Source organism: Bradyrhizobium sp. SZCCHNPS1003 (assembly GCF_032381555.1).
Lineage (GTDB): Bacteria > Pseudomonadota > Alphaproteobacteria > Rhizobiales > Xanthobacteraceae > Bradyrhizobium.
This window is the reverse complement of sequence record NZ_JAUHIU010000019.1, coordinates 57,634-83,454: the sequence shown is the minus strand read 5'-3', so window position 1 is coordinate 83,454 and position 25,821 is coordinate 57,634. Positions and strand designations below refer to the sequence as shown.

Genomic DNA, 25,821 nt, shown 5'->3' with positions numbered 1-25,821 from the left:
ACGCATTTCGGTCATTGGGGCAGATCAGCGGTACCGGATTTGTCGCACTTGCCCGCGACCGCACCTCCTATTTCGCACGGGGCCATTCGACGTGCCGGCAGGTGGATTCGCGCAGTCGCCTCCGGTCCGAGCCGCCGTTTCGCGTCGCCGCCAATTCCGATGGGCCGCTCTGATGTCTCCATGAGGTCGTTCGGCGACGGCCGTGATTTTCGTTGGGTCGAACCCCTGGTCCGGTCCTTGCGGGCCAGTCCCCCCCTCCTATATGACGCTCATCGTCGCAATATCGCGAGCATTTGATCTGAGGGGGTTTTGGATGGGGGCGCCGTCAGGGCCCCACCCAACCTGCCGCAAAAAGAAGGAATATGAGACCATGGGAAAGGTCATCGGGATCGATCTCGGCACCACGAATTCGTGCGTGGCCGTCATGGACGGCAAATCGTCGAAAGTCATCGAGAACGCCGAGGGCATGCGCACGACGCCGTCGATCGTCGCGTTCAGTGACGATGGCGAACGCCTGGTCGGCCAGCCGGCCAAGCGCCAGGCCGTGACCAACCCCGAGCGCACCTTCTTCGCGGTCAAGCGACTGATCGGCCGCCGCTACGACGACCCGATGGTCGAGAAGGACAAGAAGCTCGTCCCCTACAAGATCGTCAAAGCCGGCAACGGCGACGCCTGGGTCGAGGCCGACGGCAAGACCTATTCGCCCTCGCAGGTCTCCGCCTTCATCCTGCAGAAGATGAAGGAGACCGCGGAAGCCCATCTCGGCCAGAAGGTCGATCAGGCCGTCATCACCGTCCCCGCCTACTTCAACGACGCCCAGCGCCAGGCCACCAAGGACGCGGGCAAGATCGCGGGCCTCGAGGTTCTGCGCATCATCAACGAGCCGACCGCGGCTGCGCTCGCCTACGGCCTCGACAAGACGAAGGCCGGCACCATCGCCGTGTACGACCTCGGCGGCGGCACCTTCGACGTCTCGATCCTGGAGATCGGCGATGGCGTGTTCGAGGTGAAGTCGACCAACGGCGACACCTTCCTCGGCGGTGAAGACTTCGACATGCGTCTGGTCAGCTACCTCGCTGACGAATTCCAGAAGGAGCAGGGCATCAACCTGCGCAACGACAAGCTCGCCCTGCAGCGCCTCAAGGAAGCTGCCGAGAAGGCCAAGATCGAGCTGTCGTCGACCACGCAGACCGAGATCAACCTGCCCTTCATCACCGCGGACCAGTCCGGTCCGAAGCATCTGACGATGAAGCTGACCCGTGCCAAGTTCGAGGCGCTGGTGGCCGACCTCGTCGAGAAGACCATCGAGCCGTGCCGCAAGGCGCTGAAGGATGCCGGCCTGACCGCCGGCGAGATCGGCGAAGTGGTGCTGGTCGGCGGCATGACCCGCATGCCGAAGATCCAGGAGATGGTGAAGCAGTTCTTTGGCAAGGAGCCGCATAAGGGCGTCAACCCCGACGAGGTGGTGGCGATCGGTGCGGCGATTCAGGCCGGCGTGCTGCAGGGCGACGTCAAGGACGTGCTGCTGCTCGACGTGACGCCGCTGTCCCTCGGCATCGAAACCTTGGGCGGCGTGTTCACCCGCATCATCGACCGCAACACCACGATCCCGACCAAGAAGAGCCAGGTGTTCTCGACCGCCGAGGACAATCAGAACGCGGTCACCATCCGGGTCTTCCAGGGTGAGCGCGAGATGGCGGCCGACAACAAGATGCTCGGTCAGTTCGACCTGATGGGCATTCCGCCGGCCCCGCGCGGCATGCCGCAGATCGAGGTGACGTTCGACATCGACGCGAACGGCATCGTCAACGTCTCGGCCAAGGACAAGGCCACCGGCAAGGAGCAGCAGATCCGCATCCAGGCCTCGGGTGGTCTGTCGGAAGCCGACATCGACAAGATGGTCAAGGACGCCGAGGCCAATGCCGCGGCGGACAAGAAGCGCCGCGAGGCGGTCGACGCCAAGAACCATGCGGACGCGCTGGTGCACTCCACCGAGAAGGCGCTGGCCGAGCATGGCTCGAAGGTCGCCGACACCGAGCGCCGCGCCATCGAGGATGCCGTCAGCGATCTCAAGGAAGCGCTGAAGGGCGACGATGCCGAGGCGATCAAGGCCAAGACCAACACGCTGGCCCAGGCGTCGATGAAGCTCGGCGAGGCCATGTACAAGCAGCAGGCCGAGACCGATGCGGCCCGCGACGCCGCCAAGGATGACGTGGTCGACGCGGAGTTCACCGAGGTCGACGACGACAAGAAGAAATCTGCTTAACTGAGGCAGAGGTAGTGACCATGACCCCCATGCCAAAGAGCGCACTTTGCGGCTCGTTGGATGGGGGTCATTTTCATTGACCGGAACGCGCGCGGCGATCGCGCCAGCCGTTCCTATTGGGCGAAGTTCGGGCGGGTTTGATTGATGTCCACCAAGCGCTGCTACTACGAGACCCTGGAAGTCGAGCGCGACGCCGACGAGACCAAGCTCAAGGCCGCCTTCCGCAAGCTGGCCATGAAGTGGCATCCGGACAAGAATCCGGGCGATGCCTCCAGCGAAGTGAAATTCAAGGAAATCAACGAGGCCTACGAGGTGCTGCGCGACGCCGACAAGCGCGCCGCCTACGACCGCTATGGCCACGCCGCCTTCGAGCAGGGCGGCATGGGCGGCGCGCACGGCTTCGGCGCCGGCTTTGCCTCCTCGTTCTCTGACATCTTCGAGGACCTGTTCGGCATGGCCGGGCAGCGACGCGGCGGCACCGGGCGCGAGCGCGGCGCCGATCTGCGCTACAACATGGAAATCACCTTGGAAGAGGCGTTCCAGGGCAAGACGGCGCAGATCGAGATTCCGGTCTCGGTGACCTGCGAATCCTGCTCCGGCACCGGCGCCAAGGCCGGCACCAAGCCGAAGACCTGCTCGATGTGCGGCGGCGCCGGCCGCGTGCGGCAGGCGCAGGGCTTCTTCACCCTGGAGCGGACCTGCCCCGGCTGTCACGGCCGCGGCCAGATGATCGAGGACCCCTGTCCGTCCTGCTCCGGCTCCGGACGCGTCACCCGTGACCGCACGCTGTCCGTCAACATTCCCCAGGGCGTCGAGGACGGCACCCGCATTCGTCTTGCCGGCGAGGGCGAGGCGGGGTTGCGCGGCGGACCGCCCGGCGATCTCTACATCTTCCTGTCGCTGACCCAGCACGAGTTCTTCCAGCGCGACGGCGCCGACCTGCATTGTCGGGTGCCGATCTCGATGGTGACGGCGGCGCTTGGCGGCGAGTTCGAGGTGCCGACGATCGACAAGGGCAAGACCAAGGTGAAGATTCCCGCCGGCGCGCAGTCCGGGCGCCGGTTTCGGATCGCGGCCAAGGGCATGCCGGTGCTGCGCTCGCGCCAGACCGGCGACATGTATGTCCAGATCGTGGTCGAGACGCCGCAGAACCTGACCAAGAAGCAGCAAGAGCTGCTGGCCGAGTTCGAGAAGCTGTCCTCGGGAGCGACCCAGCCCGAGGCGGCCGGCTTCTTCACCAAGGTCAAGGATTTCTTCGGCAAGGCGGCGAGCTGAGCCGTGGGTTCAAGCAAGCACGGCTAGGTGGCCTCGCCGAATGACTTCGGGATTCATGTGTCGAGCGAATTTGCTGCTTTGCACATGCAAAAAATTATCGAATGCAACTGTAAGAGCGCGGACCCGCCAGCCTTAATCGTACGTTACGGTTCGGCTTGACCGCCCCGCCTGCGCCCTATACGTCTTTGTGACTCTTTTCTGACATCGCCGTGAAGACGGTCCCGTCTGGTACTGAGATGCCCTTGCAAACGTCCGTGCGTGCGTCGAAAAAGCCTCTCCGTCTGGACGACGAAGTGCGCTTCCTCCGCTCATGGATCGAAAAGCCGCTGCACATGGGCGCCGTCATGCCGTCGAGTCGGCTGCTGGCCCGCACGATGGCGCAGTACGTCGATCCGCACGGGACAGGCCCCGTCATCGAGCTCGGACCGGGCACCGGCGCGATCACCAATGCGCTGGTCGAACATGGGATCGATCAGAAGCGGCTGGTGCTGGTCGAGTACAATCCGAGTTTCTGCGCCCTGCTGCGCGATCGCTACCCGCAGGCCAAGGTGGTCCAGGGCGACGCCTATCGCCTTCGCGACACGCTCTGGAACGTGCTGGGCGCCCCGGCCTCCGCCGTCGTCTCCGGCCTGCCGCTCGTGACCAAGCCGATGCTGACCCGCATGAAGCTGATCCGCGATGCGTTCGCGGCGATGTCGCCGAATGCGCCGTTCGTGCAGTTCACCTATTCCGTCGTGCCGCCGATTCCGAAGTCGCTGCCCGGCGTCACCACGCAGGCGTCCGAGCGCATCTGGATGAACCTTCCGCCGGCGCGCGTCTGGGTGTATCGCAAGCCCTGACCGGCGGCCGCGATCCTTCGTGGCGGGTCGTTGACCGACCTCACGATGTCCGCGCTGAAGATCCTCATCATCCCCGGTTCGACGCGGGTCGGCTCGCACAACGCGAAGCTCGCCGCGGCAGCCGCCTATCAGTTCGTGCAGGCCGGCGCCGACATCACCCGCATCTCGCTCGCCGACTTCCCGCTGCCGATCTACGACGCCGATCTCGAGGCCCAATCGGGCATTCCACTTCACGCCGTGAATCTGACGCGCATGATCGGCGTTCATCATGCCGTGCTGCTGGTGACGCCGGAATACAACGCCTCGGTGCCGCCGCTGCTGAGCAACGCCATCACCTGGATCTCGCGCGTCGACGAGCCGCCGGGCAGTCGCGGCGCGGTGTTCCGCAGCAGGCCGTTTGCGATCGCTGCCGCCTCCGAGAATCGCTTCGGCGGCGTGCGTGCACTCTCGGCGTTGCGGCTGATGCTGACTGCCTGCAACGCGACGGTGATCCCGAGCCAGCTTGCGCTGGCCTGCGCCGACAAGGCCTACAACGACATGGACCGGCTCAAACTGCCCGCCGACATCACGGCGCTCGACGCCCTGGTGCGGGAGCTGATCGTTGTCGCGCAACATACGATGTGAGGTGACATGCCGACCGAGATTGCTCCCCGCGACCGCCTGATCGTGGCGCTCGATTTGCCGAGCGTGGCCGAGGCCGAAGCCATGATCATCAGGCTCGGCGATGCCGTGACGTTCTACAAGATCGGCATGGAGCTGACCTATGCCGGCGGCCTCGGCCTCGCCGAACGGCTTGCGGCCGAGGGCAAGCACGTGTTCATGGACCTCAAGCTGCACGACATCCCGACCACCGTCGAGCGCGCCACCCGCCAGATCGCCAGGCTCGGCGCCCGCTTCCTCACCGTGCACGGCTTCTCCCAGAGCATGAAGGCCGCGCTGGCCGGCGCCGCCGGCTCCAGCCTCGAGCTGCTCGCCGTCACCGTCATGACCTCCTACGACGATGCCGACCTCGCCGCCGCCGGCTACGCCATGGGCGTCAAGGAGCTCGTGGCGCACCGCGCCAGGCAGGCCAAGGAGATCGGCATCCACGGCCTGATCCTGTCGCCCGAGGAAACCCTGCTGGTCCGCCCGCTGGTCGGCCCCGACATGCAGCTCGTGACTCCCGGGATCCGCCCGGCGGGATCAGACGTTGGCGACCAGAAGCGGATCATGACCCCCGCGCTGGCGATCGCCGGCGGCGCCGACCGCCTCGTCGTCGGCCGTCCCGTCACCGGCGCCGCCGATCCGGCGGCGGCCGCCGAGAGCATCGTCGCCGACATCGCCAGCGCCGTCGCGCTGGTCGGCAAGACCAACCGCGCTTAAGCAAGAGCGACCGAGAGCAAGGAGACGACAGGGATGCCCAAGGCCTATTGGATCGCGCGGATCGACGTGCACGACATGGACGGCTACAAGGAATACGTCGCCCAGAACGGCGCGGTGTTCCACCAGTACGGCGCCAAATTCCTGGTTCGCGGCGGCCAGTACGAGACCCGCGAAGGCACCTCGCGCTCGCGCAACGTCGTGATCGAGTTCAAGGACTACGCCACCGCGCTGGCGTGTTACAATTCTGCCGAATACCAGCGGCTGGTGGCGATGCGCGCGCCGCATTCGCAAGGCGACCTGGTGATCATCGAGGGCTATGACGGACCGCAGCCCTGATCGCCGCCCGCCCCGGCCACCCGCGACTTGGCCTCGCTCGGTTGCCGCCGCTATCAGCCCCGGCTATAGCCCTTGAAGGGGCGGAGGAGTCGACATGTCCAAGATGCGCTTGATCGTTGCCGGAGCCGGCGGCCGCATGGGCCGCGCCTTGGTGCGTGCGATCGCCGAGACCGACGGCGCCGTGCTGGCGGGCGCGCTCGAAGCTCCGGGCTCGGAGCTGATCGGCAAGGACGCCGGCGTTCTCGCCGGCCTGCCCGCCAACGGCATCGCACTGTCGGGCGACCTCTGGACCATGTCGGCGGAGGCCGACGGCATCCTCGACTTCACCGTCCCGGCCGCGACCATCGCCAACGTCGCCATCGCCGCCGAGCGCGGCCTCGTCCACGTCGTCGGCACCACCGGCCTGTCCGCGTCCGACGACGCCGTCATCAAGAGCGTCACCAAGCGCGCCGTCGTCGTGCAGTCCGGCAATATGAGCCTCGGCGTCAACCTGCTGGCGGCGCTGGTCAAGCAGGTGGCGAAGTCGCTCGACGCCGGCTTCGACATCGAGATCCTCGAGATGCATCACAAGCACAAGGTCGACGCGCCCTCCGGCACCGCGCTGATGCTCGGCCGCGCCGCCGCCGAAGGCCGCGGTATCGCGCTCGACGAGCATTCCGCCCGTGGCCGCGACGGCATCACCGGCGAGCGCCGCAGCGGCGACATCGGCTTCGCCTCGCTGCGCGGCGGCACGGCGGCGGGCGATCACAGCGTCATCTTCGCCGGTCCCTCGGAGCGGCTGGTGCTGTCGCACCAGGCCGAGGACCGCATGATCTTCGCCCATGGCGCGCTGAAGGCGGCGCTGTGGGCGCATGGCAAGCCGCCGGGCTACTACACGATGGACGACGTGCTCGGCCTCAAGGACCTTTTCTAGTTCAACGTCGATGGAAGCGAACTGATGAGCGAACGTCTCCTGGTGCTGGTGCGCCACGGCCAGAGCGAGTGGAATCTGAAGAACCTCTTCACCGGCTGGAAGGATCCGGACCTGACCGAGCAGGGCGTGGCCGAGGCCAAGGAGGCCGGACGCAAGCTGAAGGCGCAGGGACTGGTCTTCGACGTCGCCTTCACCTCGGTGCTGACGCGCGCCCAGCACACGCTCGATCTGATCCTGACCGAGCTCGGCCAGACCGGCCTGCCGACCAGCAAAAACCTCGCGCTCAATGAGCGCGACTATGGCGACCTCTCCGGCCTCAACAAGGACGACGCCCGCGCCAAATGGGGCGAGGAGCAGGTCCACGTCTGGCGCCGCTCCTACGACGTCCCCCCGCCCGGCGGCGAAAGCCTCAAGGATACGCTGGCCCGCGCGCTGCCCTACTACGTGCAAGAAATTCTCCCCGGCGTCCTGCGCGGCCAACGCACCCTCGTCGCCGCCCACGGCAACTCGCTCCGCGCGCTGATCATGGTGCTGGAGAAGCTGACGCCCGAAGGCATCCTGAAGCGCGAGCTGGCGACGGGCGTGCCGATCATCTACCGCCTGAACGCAGACTCGACGGTGGAGTCGAAGCTGGACCTGGCGGGCTGATCGGCGGCGCGGCCGCGCACAAGCTGATAAGTTCGCTCGTCATGCCCGGGCTTGACCCGGGCATCCATCCCCTTCAACGGAAGGTCGTCAAAGAAGATGGATGGCCGGGTCAAGCCCGGCCATGACGGTTTGAGCGACTTTGCAGTGGCCTCGCCCTGAGATCGCGCAGTTCGCGGACACGCGTCTATGCCCGCTCCGCTTGACGAGGCCGCGCGATCGCCCCTTCCCTGATTCACATCTCAAACAACTGAAGACACGGCCCCACGATCTCGCGGCGCATCCCGCCCGAGTCCTGCTTCGACCATGTCCCTCCGAACATCGAGAGGGCGCGGGGAATGCCGGATGCTGGCCGCACCCATGGCCCGCCTGCAGAAAAAAAGCAGGCGGCAGTCACCACAGGTCCAGCCGGAACAACCGGCATTCCCCGCGCGACGGTCTTCACGCTTATACGCAGTCTCCCTGGTGCGCCGGGCTTGTTGGCCACCATCACCACGCGGCGCGCTCTGGCGCCCTCGCGGCTTGATACCAGCATCGGGGTATCAGGACCCTGCGACTTCACGTCCGCAGCCAGCCGTTCGTCGGCGCGTCCGAAGACACGCTGCGGCAGATCGCGGCCATCGCTCCCCGCCTCGCGTGTCGTGACGATCGCGCGCAACGCCCCTCTCGTCGAGGCGGGATGGGCGGAGATAATCATAAATTCTGTAAAAGCGCAATAGGATTATTTTTATCCGAAGTTGTCGCCATGCCAGTCCGTGTTTGACCGCCCCGATTACTTTCGCCGCGTTCGCTCGGCCTTTCCGTCAGGGTGCGTTGCGAGTAGGGCCGACGTCGTATCAATGGACAGCCTCACCAACCGATGAGGTTACTAGATGCAACTCGCCCCTTGGTTAACCGCCCTGTCGACTGTCCAGAACGGTTGGTCGTTCGCCGCGTTTCTCGTCCTGCTAGCCATCTGGCTTGCATTACGTCGGACCTGACGGCGGTGGCCGCCGCGTCTTCTGACGTCAGATTCCGGGGCTCGTACGTCCGCCTTCGCTCTTCGAGCTACGGTGGACGCGGCGTGTGCCCCGGAATGACGGTGGATGTGACGCAGGAGGACTACCCCATCCCCACCTGCCCAGCCTCCCACCCAAGCATCGCCTGCTTGCGTGTCAGCCCCCAGTGATAGCCCGTCAGCGCTCCGCTCTTGCCGAGCGCGCGATGGCACGGCACGACGAACGAGATCGGGTTCTTGCCGACCGCGGCGCCCACGGCGCGCGAGGCCTTCGGGGACTCCAGTCGCGTCGCGATGTCGGAGTAGCAGACGGCGCGGCCCATGGGGATCTTGAGCAGGGTCTCCCAGACGCGGACCTCGAAATCGGTGCCGATCAGCACGACGCGGAGCGGCTGGTCGGGGCGCCACAGGCTCTTGTCGAAGATACGCTGGGCCAGCGCGGCCGTGCCGGCGACGTCCTCGACGTAAGCCGCGCGGGGCCAGCGGCTCTTCATGTCGGCGAGCGCGGAGGCCTCCTCGCCGGGATCGGCGAAGGCGAGGCCGGCGAGGCCGCGCGGGGTGGCCATCACCAGCGCGATGCCGAACGGGCAGGGGTGGAAGCCGTAACGAAGCGTGGTGCCGGCGCCGCCGGTCTTCCATTCGCCGGGCGACATCGCTTCGTGGGTGACGAACAGGTCGTGCAGGCGGCCGGGGCCTGAGAGGCCCGAGTCGAGCGCGGCGTCGAGCACGCTGGCCGAGCCCTTGAGCAGGCCCTTGGCGTGGTCGAGCGTCAGCGCCTGCATGAACGCCTTCGGCGTCAGCCCGGCCCAGCGGCGGAACAGATGGTGCAGCTCGTCGGGCGTCAGGCTGGCGGCGTCGGCCATGTCCTCGATGGCCGGCTGCCGGCGCCAATGCTCGGAGATGAAGGCGATGGCGCGGCGCACCGCGTCGTAGTCGCGCAGCGCCGCCGTCTGTTGCGGGCCCGGCTTGGCCAGGGCGGAATCGTGAATGGCGAGGGTCATCATGGGCTTGGATGTAGGGCGGCCGGGGCGGGTACTCCACCCGATTTCTGATCGGGGGGCTATGGCGAATGTGATCGGCTGGGCTGATCGTTTCGGGCCTCATGGTTCGAGACGCGCCGCTTGGGCGGCGCTCCTCACCATGAGGGTCAAGCGCCGCAAACGGCCGCTGCACACAAAACCACGAACACGCCGACAGCGTGTTCATGGCGAGGGAATGGACCACTGCTTCATCTTATCGCCTTGGGGCCTCTTTGCGGGCGAAGGTCTTCCCCCCGAAAGCCGTTCTGCGCGCTGAGAGAGCCTGCAGCGCATCGAGATCGCCGCGGATCAAGGCCTCTTTCTTGGCGCGACTCCATTTTCTTCAGGCGGCGTTCGCTTTCGATGGCATCCGTGATCCGCTCGAACCACTGCGAGTAGAGCAGTTTGACGGGACGCCGGGTCAACGTGTACCCGCCGAAGGTCCCGTCATTATGCTGGGCGACCCTCAGCTCCAGCGATGTCCTCGTGGTTCCGACGTACAGGCGTCCGTCGGCGCAGAGCACGATGTAGAGATACGCGCCTTCGGTCATGACGATCCTCGTGCCCTGTCTCTCCTCACCCTGAGGAGCCCGCCGAAGGCGGGCGTCTCGAAGGGCGAGGCCCGTGCTGTGGCCTCATGGTGCGAGACCCAAGGACGGCCGCGGGGTTGCTCCTCGTTCCCCAGGGGAGTGCTGGCCGAGATAACGCCCTATAGCGGATTATACACCGGCCCGCGTTTCGCGGCCTGCAGCCCCGCCGTCAGCGCCTTGGCGAAGCTGGCCTTTTCCTCCGGGCCCAGGAAGCTCGCGATCGCCACGCGCTGGCCGCGGGCGACGAGGTAGAGGCGCTCGATGCCGAACTCCTCGTGGGTTTCCTGGTCGAGCCGCACCCAGAGCGGGTTGAAGCGCCATTCCATGACGTGGCCCTTGTGGCTGACGCGGCGCAGGCGCAGCTCGGTCAGGGTGATCGAGACGTCCTCATAGGCGTTGGCGCGGCGGAAGTTGACCTTGAAGGCCCAGTAGATCGCCAGCGCATCCAGGCCGAAGAAGCCCAGCACGGGCCAAGCGCCCATCAGCAGCGAGGCGAGGCCGCCGATGAAGCTGATGGCGCAGACCACGACCATCAGCACCAGAAACCCGGTGCGGTTGAGCGAGCGATGCGGCGTCAGCCGAGCCGCGAACAGCTCGGGATCAGCGGCGTCGGTGCCGGTCTGCTGATACGCAAAAGCATTGCCTGGCGTCATGGGGCCTCAGTATACCCGGATCATGGCCAAAATCACCCGCCCCCAACGCGCCAAGCCGGCGCCGGTTCGCAGCCCCTTGAAGAAGGCCGCTCCCAAGGCCGCTCCCAAGTCAGCCCCTAAGGCCGAATCGAAACGGGCCGCCAAGAAGGCTCCGACGGCCAAGCCGAAGAGCCCTGCCCGGCCAGTCAAGAAAGCGTTGAGCGCGACCAGGCCCTGGACCCCGGCCGAGATCCGCGAGGCCTTCAGCCGCTTCGCTCAGGCCAATCCGGAGCCGAAGGGCGAGCTCGAGCACCTCAACCCCTACACCCTGCTGGTGGCCGTGGTGCTGTCGGCGCAGGCGACCGACGCCGGCGTCAACAAGGCGACGCGGCCGCTGTTCGCCGTCGCCGACACGCCGCAAAAGATGATCGCGCTCGGCGAGGACAAGCTCCGCGACACCATCAAGACCGTCGGCCTCTACCGCACCAAGGCCAGGAACGTGATCGCGCTGTCGCAGAAGCTGATCAGCGAATTCGGCGGCGAGGTGCCGCGCACGCGCGCTGAACTGGAATCGCTGCCGGGCGCCGGCCGCAAGACCGCGAACGTCGTGCTCAACATGGCGTTCGGCGAGCACACGATGGCGGTCGACACCCATGTGTTCCGCGTCGGCAACCGCACCGGCTTGGCCCCCGGCAAGACGCCGCTGGAGGTCGAGCTCGGGTTGGAGAAGGTGATCCCGGCCGAGTTCATGCTGCACGCGCATCACTGGCTGATCCTGCACGGCCGCTACACGTGTCTGGCGCGCAAGCCGCGCTGCGAGCTGTGCCTGATCAAGGACCTCTGCCGCTGGCCCGAGAAGACGGCCTGATACGTTGTGCGTGACGAACGGTTTCGCCTGAGAACGCGTTTGACAGTCACTATTGTGTCACGGCGCGACGCCGTCTCACCATGGCCGGGCCACATCGCCGCCCGCATTGGACATAAGATGACACCCATAATCCGGGGCGATGTGAGTGGCGCGTGACGATTCCCGCGTTCTCGGACCTTTCTGCGCCGGGACGTTGAAGGATCAGCCGCATGGACCATACCGCCGCACTCGTGTCGCTCGCGACCTCGGTGCCACCGCATCAGTTCCGCCAGAACGTGGTGATGGAGGCCGCCCGCGTGGTGCTGTCGCCGCGCTTTCCGCAGTTCGACACGATGGCGAGCCTGTTCGCCAACACCGGCATCCGCCAGCGCTACGGCGTCAAGCCGATCGAATGGTACATGGAGCGCCGCGGCTGGCCTGAGCGCACCGAGGCCTATCTCGAAGGTGCCGAGGCGCTGTTCATCGATGCGACCAACAAGGCCCTGGCGCAGGCCGATCTCGCAGCCGCCAACATCGACACCATCGTCACCGTGAGCTCGACGGGCATCGCGACGCCGACGCTGGAAGCGCGTGTCGCCGGCCGCCTGGGTTTCCGCGCGGACGTGTCGCGCGTGCCGGTGTTCGGGCTTGGCTGCGCCGGCGGCGTCTCGGGCCTGTCGATCGCTGCGCGGCTGGCGCAGGCCCGGCCCGGCACCAATGTGCTGTTGGTGACCTTCGAATTGTGCACGCTGGCTGTGCGCCATGATGAGTTGACGAAAGCCAACATCGTCGCGCTGAGCCTGTTCGGCGATGGTGCCGCAGCGGCGATCCTGCGCGCCGGCGATGGCGGCGCTATCAGGGTCGAGGCGACCGGCGAGAAGCTGTGGCCGGATACGCTGGATATCATGGGCTGGAGCGTCGATCCCGAAGGCTTCGGCGTGATCTTCCAGCGCACCATTCCTGACTTCGTTACCGAGAACATGGGCCCGGCCGTCAACGAGATCCTGGACCGGATGAAGCTCGCGCCGTCCGACGTCGATCGCTTCGTCTGCCATCCCGGCGGCGCCAAGGTGATCACGGCGCTGGAGCGCGCGCTGTCGCTCGGCCAGGGCACGCTGGATCATGAGCGCGAGATCATCGCCGACTACGGCAACATGTCCGCGCCGACCGTGCTGTTCGTGCTGGAGCGCGCCCGCGCCCGGGGCTTGCCGCCGCGCTCGGTGCTGACGGCGCTCGGACCTGGGTTCACCGCAAGCTGCGTATCATTGAGGAACGCCGCATGACCTTCGCCGCCTTCGTCCTCGCCCTCGTCACCATGCAACGGCTCGGCGAGCTCGTGCTCGCCCGCCACAACACCAAGCGCCTGCGCGCCATGGGCGCGGTCGAGGTCGGGGCGGATCATTATCCGCTGATGATCTCGATGCATGCGGCCTGGCTGGTGTCGCTGTGGCTGCTCGGTGCCGACCAGGAGGTCGACCCGTGGCTGCTGTCGGGCTTCGTGCTGCTGCAGGGGCTGCGCTGGTGGGTGCTGGCGACGCTCGGCCCGCGCTGGACGACGCGCATCATCATCCTGCCCGGTGCGCCGCTGGTGACCGATGGTCCCTATCGTTACATCTCGCATCCGAACTATCTGGTGGTCGCAGCCGAGATCGCGCTGCTGCCGCTGGCGCTGCATCTGCCGCTGATCGCGCTGATCTTCTCAGGCCTGAATGCGGCGGTGCTGTTCATCCGCATCCGCGCCGAATCGGAAGCACTCACCGGCATCGGCGGCGGCCAGACCGCATGAGCGCATCGGCCGCGCCGCTGGATCGTCCGAGCCTCGCCACCTGGCTCGGCTTCATCCTGATGTGCGTCGGCATGTTCATGGCGATCCTCGACATCCAGGTGGTGGCGACGTCGCTGCCGACCATCCAGGAGGCGCTCGGCATCACGCCGGAGGCGATGAGCTGGATCCAGACGGCGTATCTGATCGCCGAGATCATCGCCATTCCGCTCACCGGGCTGCTCACGCGGGTGTTCACGTTGCGCTGGCTGTTCGTCGGCGCCGTCGGCATCTTCACCGCCGCCTCGCTCGGCTGCGCGTTCAGCGGCGATTTTCATACGCTGCTGGCGTTCCGCGTGCTGCAGGGCTTCTTCGGGGGTCTCCTGATCCCCGTCGTGTTCTCCGCCGTGTTCCTGCTGTTTCCACCGCGCCTGCACGCGGTCGCGACGACGATCGGCGGCGTGGTCGCGGTGCTCGCACCGACCATCGGCCCGGTCGTCGGCGGCTTCATCACCAACACCTGGTCGTGGCCCTGGCTGTTCCTGATCAACATCGTGCCCGGCATCATCGCCGCGTTGATGACGCCAAGCCTGCTGCCGAAGCAGCGCATGGATCTCGCGGAGCTCGACAAGCTCGACCTGGTTGCGCTGTTGCTGCTCGCGGTGTCCCTGGCCAGCCTCGAGCTCGGGCTGAAGGAGGCCCCGAAGGGCGGCTGGCTGTCGTCGAACTGCATTGCGTTCCTGGTGCTGAGCGCGTCATGCCTCACTTTGCTGATCCAGCGCCTGCTGGCCTCGCCGCATCCGATCCTGCGGCTCGGCAGCTTTCAGCGGCGGTCGTTCACGCTCGGCTGCCTGTCGAGCTTCTGTCTGGGCATCGGGCTGTTCGGCTCGGTCTATCTGATGCCGGTGTTCCTCGCCTTCGTGCGCGGCCACGATGCGTTCGAGATCGGCAAGGTCATGCTGGTCACCGGCGTAGCGCAACTGATCGCCGCTCCGCTGGTGACGGCGCTGGACGGCAAGGTCGACGCGCGTCTCCTGACGGCGTTCGGCTTCGTGCTGTTCGGCTTCGGTCTGGCAGCGAGCGCGTTCCAGCCGCCGACCGCGGACTATCAGGAGATGTTCTGGCCGCAGGTGGTGCGCGGCGTCGGCATCATGTTCTGCCTGCTGCCGCCGACGCGGATCGCGCTCGGCGACCTGCCGCAGGCCGATGTCGCCGATGCCAGCGGGCTGTTCAACCTGATGCGCAATCTCGGCGGCGCCATCGGCATCGCGCTGATCGACACCATCATCTATGGCCGCGTCGCCATACATGCCCAGGCGTTTCGCGACCGCCTGCTGGCCGGCGATACCGCGGCGGCCAAGGCGATCGGGCTCGCGCCGGAGTTGCTGCGCAACCGGCCGCGCGGCGTCTCGGAGGAGCAGGCGATCGCCTATGTCCGGCCGCTGGTCGAGAAGGCCTCGCTGGCGCTGTGCGTCAACGAGGCGTGGTCGCTGCTCGCCGGCGTCGCGCTGCTCGGCTTCCTGCTGATCCCCTTCGCCCGCAGCAAGGCGGCGAGCCTGTCGCCGCGGATGATGGCGCTAGAGGCTGCGCAGCCGGCGCTCCGACGACGGCTCGATCAGTTCGGGCCGCGGTCCGGATAGGCGCTTGTGCAGGTGGACCATGAAGGCCATGCCGAACAGCGGCGTCGCCAGGTTCACGATCGGGATGGTGACGAAGGCCGCGATGATCAGCCCCGCGGTGAACACGGTCACCGCATTGTCGCGCCGCATGGCCTTCGCCTCCGCCGGTGGCCGGAATCGCATCGCGGCCAGCTCGAAATATTCGCGGCCGAGCAGCCACGCCGTGGCGAGGAAGAAGATCACGAAGCCGGCGCCGGCCAGGAACACGAAGGGCAGGGCGACCAGATAGATCAGGATGGTGAGGCCGGCGGCCTTGAGGCCCTCGATGATGGCGACGCCGAAGGGCAGGGCGACGCCGGGGCGCTCGGCCGGATAATGCTCGCGCTCGACGAGGTCCGCGACGTCGTCGACGAACAGGCTCGCGATCACCGAGGTGATCGCCGGCATCAGCATGATGCCGCCGAACACGACGCCGAAGCCGGCGGCGATCGAGATGATCCAGGTGAGCACCTCCAGGGTGCCGTGCGAGTTCGGCCCGAGCATGGCCTCCGCCCAGCCCTCGCCGGCGGTCGCGAGCCAGGTCAAGAGCCGCTGCAGCCCGATCGCCAGCACCGTGACCAGCACCAGCGCAAGCCCGATCGCGCGCCACAGGATCGAGCGCATCGGCGGCGACAAAATCTGCGAAATCGCCTTGATGGCGGCGTCGATCATGGCGGGGTCCCTCGCTGCAAAGCCCGCGGCAGAGGTAGACATGCCGGCGGGCTTCGGCAAGTCCGCCGGCATCGTATCAAAGTTCGGTCGCCCGCAGTCGCAGCGCGTTGCCGACCACGCTGACCGACGACAGCGACATCGCGGCGGCGGCGATGATCGGCGACAGCAGGATGCCGAACAGGGGATAGAGGACGCCCGCGGCGATCGGGATGCCGGCGGCGTTGTAGATGAACGCGAAGAACAGGTTCTGGCGGATGTTGCGCATCGTCGCCGCCGACAGCTTTCGCGCCCGCGCAATACCGCCGAGGTCGCCCTGGAGAAGCGTAATGCCGGCGCTCTCCATGGCGACGTCGGTGCCGGTGCCCATGGCGATGCCGACGTCGGCCGCGGCGAGCGCCGGCGCATCGTTGACGCCGTCGCCGGCCATCGCGACGATCTTGCCGCTGGCGCGCAGACGCGCGACCACCGCGCTCTTCTGCTCGGGCAGCACCTCGGCCTCGACCTCGGTGATGCCGATCTTGCGCGCGACCGCGGTGGCCGTGGTGCGGTTGTCGCCGGTCAGCATGATCACCTTGATGCCGTCGGCCGCGAGGGCCTTCAGCGCCTCCGGCGTCGAGGCCTTGACCGGATCGGCGATCGCAAACAGCGCAGCTGGCTTGCCGTCGACGGCCATCGTGATCACGGTGGCGCCTTCGCTGCGCAGCCGCTTGCTCTCGACGCCCAGCGTATCGGTGATGATGCCGAGTGAGGCCAGGTAGGTGGCGGTGCCGAGCACGATGGCTTTGCCTTCGACCTCGCCGCGGGCGCCCTTGCCGGTCGGCGCGTCGAAGCCCTTGACGTCGGCGAGCTTGATGTTGCGCTCGGTGGCATGACGGACGACGGCCGCGGCGAGCGGATGTTCGCTGGCGCGCTCTACGCTTGCCGCGAGCCGCAGCGCCTCTGTCTCATCGAAGCCATCGGCGGTGATAATTGCCGTCACCTTCGGCTTGCCCTCGGTCAAGGTGCCGGTCTTGTCGACGACCAGCGTATCGACCTTCTCCATCCGCTCCAGCGCCTCGGCGCTCTTGATCAGCACGCCGGCCTGGGCGCCGCGACCGACGCCGACCATGATCGACATCGGCGTCGCGAGACCGAGTGCGCAGGGACAGGCGATGATCAGCACGCTCACGGCGGCGACGAGGCCGAAGGCGAAGCGCGGCTCGGGACCGAACGCGTACCACGCGACGAAGGCGGCAATGGCAGCAGCGATCACCATCGGCACGAACCAGCCCGCGACCTGGTCGGCGAGGCGCTGGATCGGCGCGCGCGAGCGCTGCGCGTCGGCGACCATCTGCACGATCTGCGACAGCAGGGTCTCGCGGCCGACCTTGTCGGCGCGCATCACGAAGCTGCCGGTCTGGTTCAAGGTGCCGGCGATGACGCGCTCGCTTTCGGCCTTGGTCACGGGCATCGACTCGCCCGTCACCAGCGATTCGTCGAGCGAGGAGCGGCCTTCGAGAATGATGCCGTCGACCGGCACCTTCTCGCCGGGACGCACGCGCAGGCGATCGCCGACCGCGAGCTCGGCGATCTCCACCTCGTGGTCGTTGCCGTCGGTGTCGAGCCGCCGCGCCGTCTTCGGCGCCAGCTGCAGCAGCGCCTTGATCGCGCCCGACGTCGCGTCGCGCGCGCGCAGCTCCAGCACCTGGCCGAGCAGGACGAGAACGGTGATCACGGCGGCCGCCTCGAAATACACCGCGACCGCGCCGCCGTGGCCGCGGAACGCCGGCGGAAACGCCTGCGGCGCCAGGGTCGCGACCACGCTGTAGACATAGGCGACGCCCGTGCCCATGGCGATCAGGGTGAACATGTTGAGATTGCGGGTCTGGACCGATTGCCAGCCGCGGACGAAGAACGGCCAGCCGGCCCACAGCACGACTGGTGTCGCCAACGCGAGCTGGATCCAGTTCGACAACATCGGATCGACAAAGCCATGGCCGCCGACGAGGTGGCCGCCCATCTCGAGTACGACGACGGGAGCGGCGAGCAAGGTGCCGATCCAGAATCGCCGCGTCATGTCGGCGAGCTCGGGATTGGGCGCGTCGTCGAGGCTGATGACGTCGGGCTCCAGCGCCATGCCGCAGATCGGGCAGGTGCCCGGGCCCACCTGCCGGATCTCGGGATGCATCGGGCAGGTGTAGATCGTGCCTGCCGGCATCGCGGGCGGCGACTCGCGTTCGCCGCGATATTTGTCGGGATCAGCCGCGAACTTGGTGCGGCAGCCGGCCGAGCAGAAATGGAAGGTGTGACCCTCGTGCTCGAGGCGATGCTTCGAGGTCGCGGGATCGACGCTCATGCCGCAGACGGGGTCGATGACCTTTGCCTGGTCATGCTGATGCGCATGGTGCTCATGACCGCCACAGCACGACTGCGCGGCTGCCGGTGCAGCGGCGGCTGCGAGATACTTGGCGGGATCAGCCGCGAACTTGGTGCGGCAGCCGGCCGAGCAGAAATGGAAGGTGTGTCCCTGATGCTCGAAGCGATGCGTAGAGGTCGCGGGATCGACCGACATGCCGCAGACCGGATCCGTCACCTTCGCCGGTTCAGGCGCAGCGTGGTCCGAGCCGCCGCAGCAGGCCCCCGAATCGCCGTCAGGCGCCGCGCCGGCACGATCGCTGCAACAGTTGTCCGCGGATGCTTGGTTGTGTCCGGTTTCCACCGCGCGCGCGTGCGATCCACAGCCGCATCCGCCCTCGCCGGCGGCCGCGCCACCATGCTCGTGTTTGGTTTCCGACATCGCCCAAGCCTCTTGAAACCTATACCCTGTAGGGGTATATAGGCCCCATGCGCGAGGACATCAAGACATCCTGTCAGAAACGTTTGAGCCGGATCGAAGGGCAGGTCAGGGGCTTGTCGAAGATGGTCGAGGACAACCGCTACTGCATCGACATCGTGACCCAGATCTCCGCCGTGAGGGCGGCGCTGCGCCGGGTCGAGGAGGAGATCCTGCGCGACCACGTCGCGCATTGCGTCGAGCACGCGATCGCCTCCGGCGACAAGGCCGATCAGCGGCAGAAGATCGCGGAGCTGATGGACGTGATCGGCCGGTCGGATCGCTGAGCAGAATGGATGACGATCAAACCGCGACCTTGTGCCGTCGGGCAGCCGCGCGCGGCGCGACCTGCCGCACCGGCTCGGCGACGAGGTAATGCTCGTTGACGACGAGCCGTTCGCTGACTTCCTCGATCATCATTTCCTCAGCCGGAACCGGCTGCGCCGCCTCTTCGTCAGCCGCCTCAGGAACGAGCGGCGGCGCTGTGACGGAGCCTGGAAACACGGCGAACTCGCCCGCTACCTCCGCGAGCGGCTTCTGCTTGTCGGCCCAGTGCAGCGTCGTGTAGTCGAATCCATTGACGATGGTCGGCTTGATGATCTCGAAATAGGGCGAGATGTCGAAGTCGCGCGGCATGTAGAGCGACGAATCGCGGATGTGCAGGATCTCGCGCTTGGCACGCCGTGAGGGGGCCCGCGTGATCTTCGGCAGGATCGGATAGCGGACCGCGTCGAACGCCTGCGCGATCAGCGCCGAGCAGATCATCTTGGTCGGATCGCCCGAACCCAGCGCGATCATGCGCCGCCGCCAGCGTTGCGGAACCGGCATCGGGATCAGATAGCGCATCAGGTCGATGATGTTCTTGGTGTCGTAGCCGAAGCCGATGCGATTGATGGCGTAGCGGCACACCGTGTGCCGGTCCTCATAGGTCAGGCCGACCGGACGGCACACGCGGGTATGATAGGCGAAGTATTTCGACAGCGGCGCCGAGATCACGCCGTCGCCGACATAGGCCTCGACCAGCACATGCGGCTCCCCGTCGGGCTCGACGGCGCCATCGATGGGGCCGACATAGAGCGCGGCGTGCGACCAGGTCGACTGCGTGAGATATTTGATGATGCCGGAGATGCGGCTGTTGCCCTCGACCAGCAGCACGTCGCCGGGCTGGACGTCCTTGCGCAGGTAGTCCGGATCGCTCGGCGTGAACGGCTCATAGCCGGGGATCTCCTTCTGGAGATAGGCGGCAATCAGCTTGCCGATCTGGTCGAGCACGATACCCATAACGCTCCCCAGGCGACCTTGGCCGGTCGCCGGCTTTTCCCTTCTTCCATGATGGTCGATTGCGGTTGCAATTTGGTTCATAGTCGAAGCAGTCCGCACGGTATCGCGTTTACCATCCCGGTTGCCGCAGCGCGGCAGATACGGCAAATTCGGTCGGTATTCGTTTCGTTCAAAGCTTTCGGAAACCATGTCATGAACTTCACGCGCCGCGGCTTCCTCTCCGCTTCCGCGGCGCTGGCCGCGCTGCCCATCTCAGGCGGCGCCGCGCAGGCGGCTGTTCCGCGCGAGGCTGACATTGTCGTGATCGGGGCGGGTGCGGCGGGAATCGCCGCGGCCCGCCGGATCGTGGCCGCCAACCGCAAGGTCGTGGTGCTGGAGGCCGCGCCGCAGATCGGCGGCCGCTGCAGCACGGATGTCGCCACGTTCGGCGTGCCGTTCGATCGCGGCGCACGCTGGCTGCTCAGCGCCGACAGCAATCCCATCGGAAGGCTCGCGCGCGGCGTCGGACTCGATCTCGTCGCGGCTCCCGTCGGGCAGAAGATCCGGGTCGGCCGGCGCAATGCGCGGCCCGGCGAGACCGAGCAGTTCCTGGCCGGGCTGGTGCGCGCCAATCGCGCCATCGACGAGGCGGCGCGCGGCAAGCTCGATACCTCCTGCGCCGCGGCGCTGCCGAAAGATCTGGGCGACTGGACCAGCACCACCGCGTTCGTGCTCGGCGCCAGCGCGACCGGAAAGGATCTCGCCGATCTCTCCGCGATGGACAAGGCGCGCGCACAGGGTCGCAGCGCTCCGCTGGCCTGCCGGCAGGGGCTGGGCACGTTCCTCGCCAAGCTCGGCGAATCGTTGCCGTCATCGCTGTCGACTCCGGCAACGCGCGTCGTGTGGACCAACCGCGACGTCGCGGTGGAAACGCCGGCGGGGCGAATCGCGACGCGCGCCATCATCCTCACGGTGTCGACCAACGTGCTGACATCAGGCGCCATCAAGTTCGTGCCCGAGCTGCCGAAGCGGCAGCTCGACGCCGCCGCCAAGCTCAGCCTCGGCAGCTATGATCACATTGCGCTGATGCTGGCGGGCAATCCGCTCGGCCTGTCGCGGGACGAGGTCATCATCGAGCAGAGCAATTCCAACCGCACGGGTCTGCTGCTTGCCAATATCGGTGGATCGTCGCTTTGTACCGTCGATGTTGCCGGCGCCTTCGGCCGCGAACTATCAGCGCAGGGCGAGGCGGCGATGGCCGACTTCGCCCGGGAGTGGATCGGCAAGCTGTTTGGAAGTGAAGCCGCCGCAGCGGTGAAGTCGTCCGCAGCCACGCGCTGGAACCAGGTGCCGGGCGTGCTCGGCGCGATGTCGGCGGCCACGCCCGGCAGCCAGGGCGCCCGCAAAATTCTCGGCGAACCGTTGGGCCCGCTGTTCCTGGCCGGCGAGGCCACGCACGAAACGCTGTGGGGCACGGTCGACGGCGCCTGGGACTCCGGCGAGCGCGCCGCCGAAGCCGCGCTGCGCCGGATCGGCGCGATCAAGGACGCCGAGCCGGAGCCGAGCAGTGAGCGGCAACGACCGCGCCGTCGCGGCAAGGTGCGCTCGGCCTCGCCGGAGGATTGACCGTCGATCCGCAAACTCATCAGCAAGATGGTGGGCACGGCGCAACTGCGATCTCAAGCGTTGAAACGGCACGGCTGCGCCTTTGCCCACCCTACGGCTGATGCAGGCGAGCTGCCGATTGAAGCACGCCCAGCCTTGGCTACACAGGCAGCTTCAATTCCATCAGGTCTTTCGCGACCACGATGCGGCCCGTGTAGTTCTTCTTCACGTCCCGCGTCCAGTCCTCGTCCGTCACTTCGGGATCATCACCGGGTACGAAGTGGCTGAGCGCCAGCACTTTCACGCCTGCAGCCGCGGCGATGCGTCCGACGTCTTCCGTGGTCGTGTGACTGTCGAGCAGGTGCTTCTTCAGCGTCGAGCCGTTCTTCGTCTTGGCGACCAGCCGATCGACCGCGGGCACATAGAGGCATTCATGCACGAGCACATCGGCGCCCTTGGCAAACTCTGCAAGCTTCGGATTATAGGCCGTGTCGCTCGAGAACACGATTGTGCCGTCGGGCGTCTCGAACTTGTACGCGAAGTTGTCGGTGATCGGCGGATGTGGCGTGCGGAACGCGGTTACCGTCACGTTCGCCGTCTTCAGCACGACGCCGTCCGCGTCGATATCCTTCGCGACCAGGAGTGGCCGCGGATCTGGCCGGCCTTCGTCCGCGATGCGGGTGTCGACGTCGAACTTGTTAGTTTCCCAGAAGCTCCTGGTCATCGCCTCCAGGCCCCTCGGTCCGAACGACTGGATCGGCGTCGACAATCCTGCGGCCCAGGCGTTGTAGAACAGATTGCCGTATTCGAGATTGTGATCGGAATGGTGATGGCTGATCAGGATGTACTTGATCGATGGGATCGGAACCCCAGCACTGACGAGCTGACGGCTGACGCCCATGCCGCAATCGATCACGAACGGCGTGCCGTTGACGACGACGAGGTTGGCCGGATTTGAAGCGCCCACGCCGACGCGTGGGCCGCCCTTGGTGCCGAGGAAGACGATGCGCGTGCCCGTCTTCGCGCCTTGCGCGAACGCCGCGGGCGCCGCGATGGCGCCGGCCGTTCCCAGCGCGAGCTTGAGCATTGTTCGCCGATGGATCACGGTGGCCCCCCTGTCTGCTTCGTTGCAGGAAGGCTAACCCCGCCCGAGCACGCCGTCGAGGGCCGGCAGGCCGGCGATCACGGCGATTGCGATCAGCGCATAGCAGATGGCGCGAAACACCTGCTCGCTGGCACGGCCGAACAGCGACGCGCCGAACGCGACACCAAGCGCGTAGACCGGACCGATCAGCAGCGAAAGCTTCAGCGAATCCCAGGTGATCAGCCCGCTCATTGCGTAGCTCACCATCGCGAAGAAGTCCGATGCGCCGAAGAACAGCACGATATTCGCTCGCGCGATCTTTGGCGGGATCGGGCGTCCCAGCCAGTAGCCGACGATCGGCGGGCCCCCGGTCTGCGCCAGTCCGCTGCAGAATCCGGAGATATAGCCGACAGCGACCGACAGCGCGGTGTACTCCCTGCCGCGATAGCGCCAGCCGGACAGCAGCAGCGCAAGCAGCGCGATCACGAAACCGGTGATGATCCAGCGTACGGTGACAGGGTCCAGCCGGCTGAGGAAATAGGTGCCCACGGGCACGCCGACCAACGCACCCGCGACGATCACGGCGGTGGCCTTGCGGTCGGCCTCACGCCAGGCCGGCGCCACCATTGGGGCCATCGATACGAAGTCGATCACGAGAAGCAGGGGCGCGACCAGGCGCGGCGTCGCAAAACTGCTCGCGAGCGGCATGAAGATCAGCGCCGCGCCGAAGCCGGAGAAGCCGCGCGCGGTCGCGGCGATGAAAGCGACGATCGCCAGCGCGATCGTCGCGAACGGGCTGAGATCGGCAGGGATGAGCCCGGACAGGCTCATCCGCGCAACGTGCCGCCGGTCTTCTTGGCGACGTCCGCGGTGATCTTCGCCGCCACGGCATCGATCTCCTCGTCCGTCATCGTCTTGTCGCGCGGCTGCAGGGTGACGGCGATCGCCACCGACTTCTTGCCGTCCTCGATGCCCTTGCCCTCGTAGACGTCGAACACGGCGACATCGGTGATCAGCTTCTTGTCGACGCCCTGCGCGGCGCGCACGATATCGCCGGCCTTGACCTTGCGGTCGACGATGAAGGCGAAGTCGCGCGACACCGGCTGGAATGCGGACAGCTCCAGCACCGGCTTGGCGCGCGTCGGCTTCGCCTTGGCGGCCGGAATGCGATCGAGGATCACCTCGAAGGCGACGAGCGGCCCGTCGGCTTTCAACGCCTCCAGCGTGCGCGGATGCAGCTCGCCGAAATGGCCGAGCACGTTCTGCGGTCCCATCTGGATCGTGCCGGAGCGTCCCGGATGCATCCAGGCGGGGCCGCCGGCGACGATCTGCAGCGACGCCATCGGCGCGCCAGCGGCCGCGAGCACGGCGAGCGCGTCGGCCTTCGCGTCGTAAGCGCTCGCCGCCTGCGATCCCGTCCAATGTCGGCCGAGACCCTTCGCCGACGCGACGCCACGGCGGATGCCGCTCGCCGCCATGAGCTGGTCCGCGGGGCCATCGCCCTTGAAGATCTGCCCGACCTCGAAGATCGCGGCATCGCCGAAGCCACGATCGGCGTTGGCCTGCACGGTTGCGATCAGTCCCGGCAGCAGGCTCGGCCGCATGTCGGAGAGATCGGCGGCAATCGGGTTCGCAAGCGCGAGCTCGGCCTTGCCGCCGCCGAACAGCTCGGCCGCCGGCTTGGAAATGAACGACCAGGTCACGGCCTCGACCATGCCGCGCGCCGCCAGCGCGCGCTTGGCGCGCCGGGTGCGCAGCTGGATCGGCGTCAGCACCGGCTTGCGCGGGGCATCGCCGCGCTCGAACGGCGTCATCGGCACCTTGTCGACGCCGATGATGCGCACGACCTCCTCGACGATGTCGGCCTTGCCATGCACGTCGCTGCGCCAGGAGGGCACCGCGACCTTCACGACCGGGCCGTTGCCGGCGACCACGAAGCCGAGATGCGTCAGGATCCGCCGCATCTCGGTCAGCGGCACCTCGATGCCCGCCAGCCGCTTCACCTCGGTCAGTGGGAAATCGATGATACGGTCATCACCAAACGGATTGCCGACGACGACGGTCTCCGACGGCGTGCCGCCGCAAAGCTCGAGCACGAGCCTGGTCGCCATCTCCAGGCCCGGCACCATGAAGGCCGGATCGACGCCGCGCTCGAAGCGGTAGCGCGCGTCGGAATTGATGCCGAGCTTGCGGCCGGTCTGGGCGATGTTGATCTCGTTCCACAGCGCCGATTCGATCAGCACGTCGGTGGTGCCTTCGTCGCAGCCGGAGGCTTCGCCGCCCATGATGCCGGCGAGCGATTCGACGCCGGAATCGTCGGCGATGACGCACATCGAATGGTCGAGCGTGTAGGTCCGGCCGTCGAGCGCGAGCAGGGTCTCGCCGTCACGCGCGCGGCGGACGACCAGATTGCCCTTCACCTTCTTGGCGTCGAACACGTGCAGCGGACGCGCGCGGTCGAAGGTCATGTAGTTGGTGATGTCGACCAGCGCGTTGATCGGGCGCAGGCCGATCGATGTGAGGCGCTGCTGCAGCCACTTCGGCGACGGGCCGTTCTTGACGCCGCGCACCAGTCGCAGCGCGAAGCCCGGACAAAGCTTCTCGTCCTCGACCGTGACCTTCACCGGGCAGGGGAGCTCGCCCTTCGCCGGCTTGATGCCGGGGTCCTTCAGCTTGCCCATGTCGGCGGCGGCGAGGTCGCGGGCGATGCCGTGCACGCCGGTGCAGTCCTGGCGGTTCGGCGTCAGGTTGATCTCGAACATGGGATCGCCGAGGCCGGCCCACTCCGCGTAAGGAGTGCCGATCGGCGCATCCTCCGGCAGCTCCATGATGCCGTCGTGATCGTCGGAAATCTGCAGCTCGGCCGCGGAGCACAGCATGCCACGGCTCTCGACGCCGCGGATCGTGCCGACCGAGAGCGTGATGTTCTTGCCGGGGATGTAGGTGCCGGGTGGCGAGAACACCGAGACCAGACCCGCGCGCGCGTTCGGCGCACCGCACACCACCTGCACCGGCGCGCCACCGTCACCGGTGTCGACCATGCAGACGCGTAAGCGGTCGGCGTTCGGGTGCTGCTCGGCGGAAACGACGCGCGCGATTCTGTAAGGCGCGAGCAGCTTCGCTTTGTCCTCGAGATGCTCGACCTCGAGGCCGATCATCGTGAGCTTGTTGGCGAGCGTCTCGACCGACTCGTCTGTGTCGAGATGGTCCTTCAGCCAGGACAAGGTGAATTTCATGGCAGCGTTCC

23 protein-coding genes and 1 pseudogene are annotated in these 25,821 nt (G+C 66.9%); 14 read left to right on the top strand and 10 right to left on the bottom strand.

Features of this window, described 5'->3' with window-relative positions; all coding sequences use genetic code 11:
• The first annotated feature begins 370 nt into the window (after positions 1 to 370).
• The 8 genes from dnaK to QX126_RS27215 all read left to right on the top strand — a co-directional run bounded on the left by dnaK (position 371) and on the right by QX126_RS27215 (position 7,639).
• A complete protein-coding gene (gene dnaK / locus QX126_RS27250; protein WP_315740389.1) occupies positions 371 to 2,266 on the top strand; it encodes a molecular chaperone DnaK in 1,896 nt (631 codons plus the stop codon).
• A 144-nt stretch (positions 2,267 to 2,410) separates the two neighbouring features.
• Positions 2,411 to 3,541: a molecular chaperone DnaJ gene (dnaJ, locus tag QX126_RS27245; RefSeq protein WP_315740388.1), complete on the top strand. Its 1,131-nt coding sequence runs from the start codon at positions 2,411 to 2,413 to the stop codon at positions 3,539 to 3,541.
• 236 nt (positions 3,542 to 3,777) lie between these two features.
• A complete protein-coding gene (locus QX126_RS27240; protein WP_315740387.1) occupies positions 3,778 to 4,380 on the top strand; it encodes a class I SAM-dependent methyltransferase in 603 nt (200 codons plus the stop codon).
• A gap of 45 nt (positions 4,381 to 4,425) precedes the next feature.
• On the top strand, positions 4,426 to 5,004 hold the full coding sequence (locus QX126_RS27235) for an NAD(P)H-dependent oxidoreductase (protein ID WP_315784958.1): 579 nt from the start codon (positions 4,426 to 4,428) through the stop codon (positions 5,002 to 5,004).
• A gap of 6 nt (positions 5,005 to 5,010) precedes the next feature.
• Positions 5,011 to 5,742 (top strand): orotidine-5'-phosphate decarboxylase, encoded by a 732-nt coding sequence (pyrF, locus tag QX126_RS27230; protein WP_315784955.1) that lies wholly within the window; start codon positions 5,011 to 5,013, stop codon positions 5,740 to 5,742.
• Between the two features lie 33 nt (positions 5,743 to 5,775).
• Positions 5,776 to 6,078 (top strand): DUF1330 domain-containing protein, encoded by a 303-nt coding sequence (locus QX126_RS27225; protein ID WP_315784952.1) that lies wholly within the window; start codon positions 5,776 to 5,778, stop codon positions 6,076 to 6,078.
• 94 nt (positions 6,079 to 6,172) lie between these two features.
• Positions 6,173 to 6,991: a 4-hydroxy-tetrahydrodipicolinate reductase gene (dapB, locus tag QX126_RS27220; RefSeq protein ID WP_315784949.1), complete on the top strand. Its 819-nt coding sequence runs from the start codon at positions 6,173 to 6,175 to the stop codon at positions 6,989 to 6,991.
• Positions 6,992 to 7,015: 24 nt separating this feature from the next.
• Complete coding sequence (locus QX126_RS27215; RefSeq protein ID WP_315778141.1) at positions 7,016 to 7,639, top strand: 2,3-bisphosphoglycerate-dependent phosphoglycerate mutase; 624 nt, start codon at positions 7,016 to 7,018, stop codon at positions 7,637 to 7,639.
• 232 nt (positions 7,640 to 7,871) lie between these two features.
• On the opposite strand, the gene QX126_RS27210 is transcribed toward QX126_RS27215, so the two are convergent.
• The 4 genes and pseudogenes from QX126_RS27210 to QX126_RS27195 all read right to left on the bottom strand — a co-directional run bounded on the left by QX126_RS27210 (position 7,872) and on the right by QX126_RS27195 (position 10,895).
• Positions 7,872 to 8,294 carry a hypothetical protein gene (locus QX126_RS27210; protein WP_315784946.1) on the bottom strand — a complete coding sequence of 141 codons (423 nt, stop codon included), beginning with the start codon at positions 8,292 to 8,294 and terminating at the stop codon, positions 7,872 to 7,874.
• 443 nt (positions 8,295 to 8,737) lie between these two features.
• Entirely contained in the window at positions 8,738 to 9,637 is a 900-nt protein-coding gene (locus tag QX126_RS27205; RefSeq protein WP_315740381.1) for a bifunctional helix-turn-helix domain-containing protein/methylated-DNA--[protein]-cysteine S-methyltransferase, read from the bottom strand.
• Positions 9,638 to 9,866: 229 nt separating this feature from the next.
• A pseudogene (locus tag QX126_RS27200) lies at positions 9,867 to 10,203 on the bottom strand (GIY-YIG nuclease family protein).
• A 158-nt stretch (positions 10,204 to 10,361) separates the two neighbouring features.
• Complete coding sequence (locus QX126_RS27195; protein ID WP_315784943.1) at positions 10,362 to 10,895, bottom strand: DUF2244 domain-containing protein; 534 nt, start codon at positions 10,893 to 10,895, stop codon at positions 10,362 to 10,364.
• A 22-nt stretch (positions 10,896 to 10,917) separates the two neighbouring features.
• Between QX126_RS27195 and nth the strand changes: the two genes are divergently transcribed.
• The 4 genes from nth to QX126_RS27175 all read left to right on the top strand — a co-directional run bounded on the left by nth (position 10,918) and on the right by QX126_RS27175 (position 15,123).
• On the top strand, positions 10,918 to 11,742 hold the full coding sequence (gene nth, locus QX126_RS27190; RefSeq protein WP_315740379.1) for an endonuclease III: 825 nt from the start codon (positions 10,918 to 10,920) through the stop codon (positions 11,740 to 11,742).
• A gap of 209 nt (positions 11,743 to 11,951) precedes the next feature.
• On the top strand, positions 11,952 to 13,004 hold the full coding sequence (locus QX126_RS27185; protein ID WP_315784941.1) for a type III polyketide synthase: 1,053 nt from the start codon (positions 11,952 to 11,954) through the stop codon (positions 13,002 to 13,004).
• On the top strand, positions 13,001 to 13,507 hold the full coding sequence (locus QX126_RS27180) for an isoprenylcysteine carboxyl methyltransferase family protein (RefSeq protein ID WP_315716838.1): 507 nt from the start codon (positions 13,001 to 13,003) through the stop codon (positions 13,505 to 13,507). Before QX126_RS27185 ends, QX126_RS27180 begins: the two co-directional genes overlap by 4 nt.
• Positions 13,504 to 15,123, top strand: a complete 1,620-nt coding sequence (locus tag QX126_RS27175) for a DHA2 family efflux MFS transporter permease subunit (RefSeq protein WP_315784938.1) — start codon at positions 13,504 to 13,506, stop codon at positions 15,121 to 15,123. The genes QX126_RS27180 and QX126_RS27175 overlap by 4 nt, the downstream gene beginning before the upstream one ends.
• Here QX126_RS27175 and QX126_RS27170 read toward each other — a convergent pair.
• A complete protein-coding gene (locus QX126_RS27170; RefSeq protein WP_315784936.1) occupies positions 15,061 to 15,813 on the bottom strand; it encodes a sulfate transporter family protein in 753 nt (250 codons plus the stop codon). The genes QX126_RS27175 and QX126_RS27170 overlap by 63 nt on opposite strands.
• A 76-nt stretch (positions 15,814 to 15,889) precedes the next feature.
• A complete protein-coding gene (locus tag QX126_RS27165) occupies positions 15,890 to 18,589 on the bottom strand; it encodes a heavy metal translocating P-type ATPase (RefSeq protein ID WP_315784934.1) in 2,700 nt (899 codons plus the stop codon).
• Positions 18,590 to 18,636: 47 nt separating this feature from the next.
• Between QX126_RS27165 and QX126_RS27160 the strand changes: the two genes are divergently transcribed.
• Positions 18,637 to 18,912, top strand: a complete 276-nt coding sequence (locus QX126_RS27160; protein ID WP_315716843.1) for a metal-sensitive transcriptional regulator — start codon at positions 18,637 to 18,639, stop codon at positions 18,910 to 18,912.
• Between the two features lie 16 nt (positions 18,913 to 18,928).
• On the opposite strand, the gene QX126_RS27155 is transcribed toward QX126_RS27160, so the two are convergent.
• On the bottom strand, positions 18,929 to 19,906 hold the full coding sequence (locus QX126_RS27155; RefSeq protein ID WP_315784932.1) for a YiiX/YebB-like N1pC/P60 family cysteine hydrolase: 978 nt from the start codon (positions 19,904 to 19,906) through the stop codon (positions 18,929 to 18,931).
• 192 nt (positions 19,907 to 20,098) lie between these two features.
• Between QX126_RS27155 and QX126_RS27150 the strand changes: the two genes are divergently transcribed.
• A complete protein-coding gene (locus QX126_RS27150; protein WP_315784930.1) occupies positions 20,099 to 21,511 on the top strand; it encodes a flavin monoamine oxidase family protein in 1,413 nt (470 codons plus the stop codon).
• A gap of 139 nt (positions 21,512 to 21,650) precedes the next feature.
• Here the strand turns inward: QX126_RS27150 and QX126_RS27145 are convergent, their stop codons facing one another.
• Genes QX126_RS27145 through pheT form a run of 3 tightly spaced genes read right to left on the bottom strand, consistent with a single transcriptional unit; the run spans position 21,651 to position 25,810 of the window.
• Positions 21,651 to 22,595 (bottom strand): MBL fold metallo-hydrolase, encoded by a 945-nt coding sequence (locus tag QX126_RS27145; protein WP_315740371.1) that lies wholly within the window; start codon positions 22,593 to 22,595, stop codon positions 21,651 to 21,653.
• 33 nt (positions 22,596 to 22,628) lie between these two features.
• Positions 22,629 to 23,405 (bottom strand): sulfite exporter TauE/SafE family protein, encoded by a 777-nt coding sequence (locus QX126_RS27140; RefSeq protein ID WP_315784929.1) that lies wholly within the window; start codon positions 23,403 to 23,405, stop codon positions 22,629 to 22,631.
• On the bottom strand, positions 23,402 to 25,810 hold the full coding sequence (gene pheT / locus QX126_RS27135; RefSeq protein ID WP_315784927.1) for a phenylalanine--tRNA ligase subunit beta: 2,409 nt from the start codon (positions 25,808 to 25,810) through the stop codon (positions 23,402 to 23,404). Before pheT ends, QX126_RS27140 begins: the two co-directional genes overlap by 4 nt.
• Between the last annotated feature and the right edge of the window lie 11 nt (positions 25,811 to 25,821).